Here is a 6,659-nt window from a genome sequence, read left to right on the forward strand (position 1 = left end):
GAGCTGGGGAGTTGCGGGGCCGGGCCTCAGAAGGGCACGCCGTTGCGGGTCGTCACGCCCGTGAGGGTGACCGTCGCCGCCGTGATCCCGACGTTGCCGAGCGCCTGGATCCCGACCCGGCCGGGCGTCTGCACGTCCATTCCGACCCGGGCCCGCACGTCCACGCCGCGCCCCGACTCCAGCACCAGTCCCGTCCCGCCGCTCAGCTTCAGCTCACCCGTCGAGGACAGCGCCAGGTCGCCGCCCGACTCCACCGCCACCCCACGGGCGCCCCGGATCGTCACCGTGCCGTCGCTGGTGACCGTCAGCTCCGTACGGGCCTCGTCCAACCGCACCGTCAGCGCCCCGTCGCCCGTGCTCAGCCGGATGCCGCTGCCGGAGCGGGCCGCGCCCGAGCGTTCCAGCAGCTCCACGGTGTGCCCGCTGCGGGCCGTCAGGGAACGCCAGTTGACCTTCCCGCCGGTCGGGTCGACCACGGCGATGCCGTCGGGTTCGGGCGTCGCCCGGTCCACCCCGTTGTACAGGCCGGCCAGGACGTACGGGTGCTCCAGGGAGCCCCGGTCGAAGGCGCACAGCACCTCGTCGTTGACGTCGGGCAGCAGCAGCCCGCCCCCGCCCGTACCGCCGAACTGGGCGACCCGGCACCAGCCGCTCTCGTACGTGTCCGACAGCCAGGGGAAGCGCAGCCGCACCCGGCCCAGGCCCAGCGGGTCCTTCACGTTCGTCACCAGGGCCACCGCCACGCCCGGCAGCGCGGCCGCCGCCCCGCCACCGGCGCCCCCGTCGCCGCCTTCCGCTCCGCCCGAGGCGAGCCCGTACAGGGACCGGAACTGCCGCCCCGACACGGTCAGCCAGGTGACGTACGGGCGGCCCGACGCGAACACGTGCCGGACACCGGTCGCCGTGTACTTCCCCTCGAACGGGAACCCGGCGCCCTTCACCGCGACCGGCCGCCCCGGCAGCAGCCCCGGATTGCCGGTCACCGCCACCTCCAGCTCCGCGAACGAACCCGCCACGTCGTCGGCGAGGGCCCGCGCCGCGTGCGCCACCTCCGACGGGGCCGTGTACGGGGTGCGCGTCGCGTCCAGCTCCGCCCGCCCGAACGGCGCGGCGAGCTGCTCCGCCGACACGTCCGCCAGCACGTCCGCGCTGCTCCCGGCGGGCGCCGGCGCGGCCAGCGGCCGCTTCGCCAGCATGTCCCAACCCCGGACCGTCACCCGCTGCACCTGCCCGGCGGAGGTCAGCGCGACACGGCTCTGCAGCACGTTGTGCCCCCACTCCAGGACGTACGGGCTCTGCAGCGCCGGCGTGGTGTCCGCGGGCGCGCCCGACGCGGGGCGGAGCGCCGCGAACTCCAGCCGGCCGTCGGGGTCGAAGGACAGCCGGACGTCGTTCTCCGCCGCGAGGCGCGCCAGGTAGTCCCAGTCCGTGATGTTGGGCTGCGTCGCCAGCTCGTACACCGTCGGCGTGGCGTCGACCCGGCCGAGGACCAGCCCGCACTGGGCCGCGATCCGGCGCACGATGTCCGACGCCGTCATCTGCGGGTAGCCGGCGACCCGCCGGTTGCGCAGCAGGCGGTGCCCCGGGTCGTAGCCGCGCAGCACCAGCCGGCGGCCCGCGCCCGGCTCGGTGTCGACCTCGACGGCCGTGACCTCCCCGGTGATCAGCGGGGTGCCGCGGACGCCGTCGGCGAACGGGCTGATCACCGCCTTCGAACCGACCGCCAGCTGCGGGTAGAGCTGCGTGAGGGAGCTGTCGCCGTCGGTGAAGACGAGCTGGAAGGCGGAGGGGACGTTCACGCTCGCGTCGACCCAGCCCTCCGTGAGGAGCGCGGCGAGCGGGTCGGGCAGCACCGCCCCGCCCAACTGGACGTGCAGGAGGGTGGTGTAGGTGTTCTCGCTCATGCGGCGCGCTCCGATCCGGCGGGCAGCAGCAGTTCGGTGCCGGGCCTCAGCCGCATCGGGTCGTCGATGCCGTTGGCCTCGGCGATCACCCGCCAGGCGGTCGGGTCGCCGTACTCGCGCCACGCCACCGACGCCAGGGTGTCGCCTGCGACGGTGCGGTGGACACGGCGGGCGGACAGCGCACCCGAGGTGGGGTTCTGGCGTTTCACCGCCTGCGGGATCTCGGTGAGCGACAGGGAGCACGTCGCCCGCAGGGGAGTCCCGTTCGGGCTGAACAGCGTGTAGGTGGCGCTGGCCTGCGTTACGCACGCCGTGAACTGGACGGTGCTGAACGAGCCCCACGAGAACGTCACCCACGGCGGGGACGGCGCCTGCGAGGCGGCGCTCTGCTCCGTCACCTCGCAGCACGACAGCAGCAGCTCGACCTGCTTGCGGACGGTGTCCGCGCCGGGCGTGCCGGAGGCGTCCAGGAACAGGTCGACGCGCAGCTGCGCCGGCTCGACCCCGGTGAACTTCGGCGGCGCGCCGCGGGTGTAGGCGACCGCCGGCTCCGTACGCCAGTGCGCGGAGCGGGACAGCTGGAGCTGGCGCGGGTTGAAGTGGAAGTCCGCCTGGCCGATCAGCCCGCCGGGGCTGCCCCCGAGGCGGGCCGGCGGCTGGCGGACGGCCAGCGAGGCCCGCGCGAGCCCGGCGGCGGCCCGGCCGCCGGTGGGTGCCGCCATCTCAGACACCCCCCGCGTCGGTGAAGCCGTGGTGGGCGATCTCCAGCGTCTCCGTCGCGACGGCCGGGCGCGCCGCGTCGAGCGTCGGCCCCGTCCAGCTGACGGGGAGCACTTCGACCAGGCCCCACTGGGCGACGACCGAGCCGTCGGCGCGCAGCGCGGCAATCTGGGCGGTGGGGCGGGTGATGAGGAGCGAGGGGTCGCTCATGAGGCGGCCCGTCCGGGTGATCTCCTCGAAGGTGCGCTTCCAGGCGGCGCCGAAGGAGATGGTGTGGTGGCCGAGGTCGGGCCAGGTGCGGCGGGTGCCGGCGTGGAGGACGACCGCGGACGGCGCGTGCCGCAGGCGGAGCGGGCGGCGCGGCCGGCGGCCCAGCAGCCGGTAGGCGACGGGCAGGTCGGGGGTGAGGACGACGGCGTCGCAGGGGATCTCCCCGCCGTCCGCGAGCCGTACGGCCGTGACCCGGCCGGCGGAGGTGCGCAGGCCCGCCGCGCCGGTGCCGTAGCGGAACTCGGCGCCGGCGGCGCGGGCGGCGTCGGCCATGGCGGCCGGCAGGGCGTGCATGCCGCCCCGGGGGAAGTACACGCCGGCCACGGTGTCCATGTAGGCGATGACGGCGTACGCGGCGAGGGCGCGGGCGGGCGGTACGCCCGCGTACAGCGACTGGAAGGAGAACACGCGGCGCAGCCGGGGGTCGGACAGGTGGCGGCCGATCTGCGCGTCGAGCCGGCCGAAGCCGCGGAGGGCGGCGAGCCGGGCCAGGTCGGGGTGGAGGAGCTGGAGGGGGGAGTCGAAGTTGGTGTCGATGAAGCGCCGCATCTGCGCGCGGTAGAGGGAGGTCAGCCAGGCGCGCAGGCTGCGGTAGCCGGCGGCCTCGCGGGGTCCGGCGAAGGCGCGGACCGCCTCCTCCATGGCGTCGGCGTCGGTGTGGACGTCGAGGGCGGTGCCGTCGGCGAACCGGGCGCGGTAGGCGGGGTGGAGCGGGGTCAGTTCGACGCGGGCGGCGAGCGAGTCGCCGACGGCGGCGAACGCCTCGTCGGCGAGGTGGGGCATGGTCAGGACGGTGGGGCCGGTGTCGAGGAGGTAGCCGCCGAGGCGGGTGCGGCCGGCGCGGCCGCCGGGTCCGTCCTCGCGTTCGACGACGGTGACGCGGCGCCCGCCGCCGAGCAGGTGCAGTGCGGCGGACAGGCCGGACAGGCCGGCTCCGACCACGACGACGTGGTCGGTGGGTCCGGGAACGGTCCTCATCGGCGGCCTCCCGCGGTGGTGGCCGCCGTGTCGACGCCTGCGGCCTGGGCGAGCAGTCCGGCGAGGGCGGCGACGGCGTCCGGTTCGGAGGGGAGTTCGGCGAGGCGGCGCTCGCCGGTGCGGACGAGGCGGGCGATCCTCGCCTCGACGACCTCGCGGGCGCCGGTGCGTTCGAGGGCCTCCCGGGCGTCCGCGGCGCGTGCACCGGCGGCGCCGGCCTGCGCTCCGGGGGCGGGGGCCGGCGCGGTGAGCGCGTGCAGGGCCGCGGTGTCGCCGGAGCGGGCGGCCAGCCGGACGGCGAGGGCCCGCAGGTAGGTGAGCTTGCCGGCGCGGAGGTCCTCGGCGGGCTTGCCGGTGTCGCGCGGGTCCCCGAACACGCCGAGGAGGTCGTCGCGGAGTTGGAAGGCGAGCCCGGCGCAGCGGCCCGCGGAGCGCAGGACGGAGGTGGTCCGCTCGGGGGCGCCGGCGAGCGCCGCCCCGAGCGCGAGCGGGCGCTCCACGGTGTAGAGGGCGCTCTTGAGGCGGGCGATCCGGACGGCCTCGCCGAGCCCGGTGGCGCCGGTGGCGGCCGCCCGCAGGTCGAGGTACTGGCCCGCGGCCATCTCGGCGCGCAGGGCCCGCCATTCGCGGTGGATCCGGGGGCCTTCGGGGACGGCCAGCGCGGTGGCGGCGGCGAGGTCGTCGGCCCAGGCGAGGGCGAGGTCGCCGACGAGGATGGCGGCGGCGGTGCCGTAGGCGTCGGCGGAGCCGCGCAGCCCGGAGCGGGTGTGGTGCAGGGCGAAGTCGGCGTGGGCGGAGGGTCCTCCGCGGCGGACGGGCGAGTGGTCCATGACGTCGTCGTGGACGACGGCGCACACCTGGAGCAGTTCGAGGGCGGCGGCCAGGTCGCGGGCCCGTTCGGCGCCGGGGCCGTCGGCGGGTCCGCCGCAGGCGCGCCATCCCCACCACAGCAGGCGGGCCCGCAGCCGCTTGCCGCCGCGCAGCACGAGGTCCCGTACGCGCCCGGCGACGTCCTCGGCGAACGCCGGGTCCGTGGCGTGCGCTTCGGCGAGCCGTTCGGCGACATGTGCGCGGAGGGCGTCCTCGACGGCTCCGGCCGCGGCCGCGTCGGCCTCCGTCACCGGGGCGCCGGCCGCGCCCCCCTCCGCGGTGCGTCTGCCGCCTGCCTGCGCCTGCATGCCCGCCATGGGCCCCCTTCCGGACGTTGCGACCACCTGCACACCGCCTCTTCCGGTGGAACGGGCCGTACGGATGCACGCTCGGCGCGGCCGCGTCCCAGCCGGGCGGTGCCGGGCCCGGGCCAGTCAACCACCGGCATCTGCGGCAGGCCCGCAGGCGCGTGCCCGTTCCGCCGTGTCGGGGCGGGCGCTGCGGCGGACGGGGTCACCGCTTTGGGCCAGGCGGGCGATACCGGGCGCGCGAGACGGAGGTCGCGGGGGCCGGCGGGTAGGGGGAACCCACGGCGGGCGCCGTTCCGGGGCATCCGCCACTTCCGGGGAGGCGTGCGTGGATTCGCAGAGGACGCGAGGGCCCGCGGCCCGGCGGGCGGCCGTGCGCGCCGGCGCGCTGGCCGGGCTGCTGGCGGTGCTCCTGGCGGGCTGCGCTGCGGCCGGGGGCCGGCAGGACGGGGCGGCGGACGCCGGGCGGGTCTTCGAACGGGCGCTGGCCTCCGGCGACTACGCGGCGGCGTGCGGCCTGCTGGCCCCGCAGACCCGGGAGCAGTTGGAGCAGGACGAGCGGAAGCCCTGCCCCCGGGCCCTGGAGGGCGCGGACCTGCCCGTGTCGGCCTCGGTCGGCGGGCCCCGGGTGTACGGGCGGCAGGCGCTGGTCCGGGCGGGCCGGGACCGGCTGTTCCTGTCGCGGTTCGCCGACGGGTGGCGGGTGGTCGCCGCGGGCTGCACTCCGCGCGGGGAGCAGCCGTACGCGTGCGAAGTGAAGGGCGGTTGAGGATGCGGGGGCTGTTCGTCGCCTGCCTGGTGGTGGTCGTGGGCGGGCTGGGGTACTTCATCGCGATCGGGGCGATGCACCGGTGAGCGGGGACGGCGGCCGGCCCCGGGAGGGCGGGAGCTTCTGGCGGGACAACAGCCTGACGCTGGCGTTCGGTTCGGCGTTCCTCGTCGTCCTCTTCCTCCAGGCGCTGGCCGGGCACGCCCAGTTCAACGAGGACCTCGCGGCGGACGGGCTCCAGCGGATCGGCCTGGGCGAGTACCTGGCGTCCTCGGACTTCGCCGTGGACGTGAGCGAGAACTGGCAGTCGGAGTTCCTGCAGTTCTTCCTGTTCGTCTTCGGCACGGTGTGGCTGGTCCAGCGGGGCTCCCCCGAGTCGAAGGAGCTCCACAAGATCGGCACCGAGTCGGACCGCGACCAGCGCGCGGGCGACCACGCGCGGGCGGACTCGCCGCGCTGGGCCGGCACGAAGGACTGGCGGCAGGGGCTGTACTCGCGCTCGCTGGGGCTGGTCATGGGCGGGCTGTTCCTGCTGTCGTGGGTGGCCCAGTCGATCGCGGGCATGTCCGCCTACGACGAGCAGCAGCTGCGCCGGCTGCAGGACCCGGTCGGCTGGGGCGCGTACGTGCTCTCCCCGGACTTCTGGGACAGGACGCTGCAGAACTGGCAGTCGGAGCTGCTGGCGGTGGCTGCCATGGTCATCCTCTCGGTCTACCTGCGCCAGCGCGGCTCGCCGGAGTCGAAGCCGGTGGGCTCGGCGCACGGCGCGACCGGCGTCGAGGGCTGACGGCCCGGAGTCGGCAGGCGGGTGCCGGGGGCGGGCGCCGAGCCCACCGGCTT

Annotated in this window: 5 protein-coding genes and 1 pseudogene; 2 read left to right on the forward strand and 4 right to left on the reverse strand. The window is 76.5% G+C overall.

The genetic code is table 11. The features are described from left to right. Positions 1-26 precede the first annotated feature (26 nt). The 4 genes and pseudogenes from EF903_RS26525 to EF903_RS26540 all read right to left on the reverse strand — a co-directional run bounded on the left by EF903_RS26525 (position 27) and on the right by EF903_RS26540 (position 5,059). Positions 27-1,904: a VgrG-related protein gene (locus EF903_RS26525; protein WP_125547307.1), complete on the reverse strand. Its 1,878-nt coding sequence runs from the start codon at positions 1,902-1,904 to the stop codon at positions 27-29. Further along, positions 1,901-2,626, reverse strand: a complete 726-nt coding sequence (locus EF903_RS26530) for a LysM peptidoglycan-binding domain-containing protein (RefSeq protein WP_125547309.1) — start codon at positions 2,624-2,626, stop codon at positions 1,901-1,903. The genes EF903_RS26525 and EF903_RS26530 overlap by 4 nt, the downstream gene beginning before the upstream one ends. Before the next feature lie 76 nt (positions 2,627-2,702). Further along, positions 2,703-3,872: pseudogene (gene crtI, locus EF903_RS26535) on the reverse strand (phytoene desaturase family protein); the annotation flags it as partial. Beyond that, entirely contained in the window at positions 3,869-5,059 is a 1,191-nt protein-coding gene (locus EF903_RS26540) for a polyprenyl synthetase family protein (RefSeq protein ID WP_260615960.1), read from the reverse strand. The pseudogene crtI and the gene EF903_RS26540, both read right to left, overlap by 4 nt. A gap of 319 nt (positions 5,060-5,378) precedes the next feature. On the opposite strand from EF903_RS26540, the gene EF903_RS26545 reads away from it, so the two are divergent. Next, complete coding sequence (locus EF903_RS26545; protein WP_260615961.1) at positions 5,379-5,819, forward strand: hypothetical protein; 441 nt, start codon at positions 5,379-5,381, stop codon at positions 5,817-5,819. Between the two features lie 82 nt (positions 5,820-5,901). After that, positions 5,902-6,606, forward strand: a complete 705-nt coding sequence (locus tag EF903_RS26550; protein ID WP_125547314.1) for a DUF6766 family protein — start codon at positions 5,902-5,904, stop codon at positions 6,604-6,606. Positions 6,607-6,659: the final 53 nt, after the last annotated feature.

The sequence above is a fragment of the Streptomyces sp. WAC05292 genome, assembly GCF_003949955.1.
In the GTDB taxonomy this organism is placed as follows: Bacteria; Actinomycetota; Actinomycetes; order Streptomycetales; family Streptomycetaceae; genus Streptomyces; species Streptomyces globosus.

What these genes read in the sequence shown, in the direction of transcription:
- EF903_RS26525 (WP_125547307.1), bottom strand. Translation starts at nt 1,904, where the DNA reads ATGAGCGAGAACACCTACACCACCCTCCTGCACGTCCAGTTGGGCGGG.
- EF903_RS26530 (WP_125547309.1), bottom strand. Translation starts at nt 2,626, where the DNA reads ATGGCGGCACCCACCGGCGGCCGGGCCGCCGCCGGGCTCGCGCGGGCC.
- EF903_RS26540 (WP_260615960.1), bottom strand. Translation starts at nt 5,059, where the DNA reads ATGGCGGGCATGCAGGCGCAGGCAGGCGGCAGACGCACCGCGGAGGGG.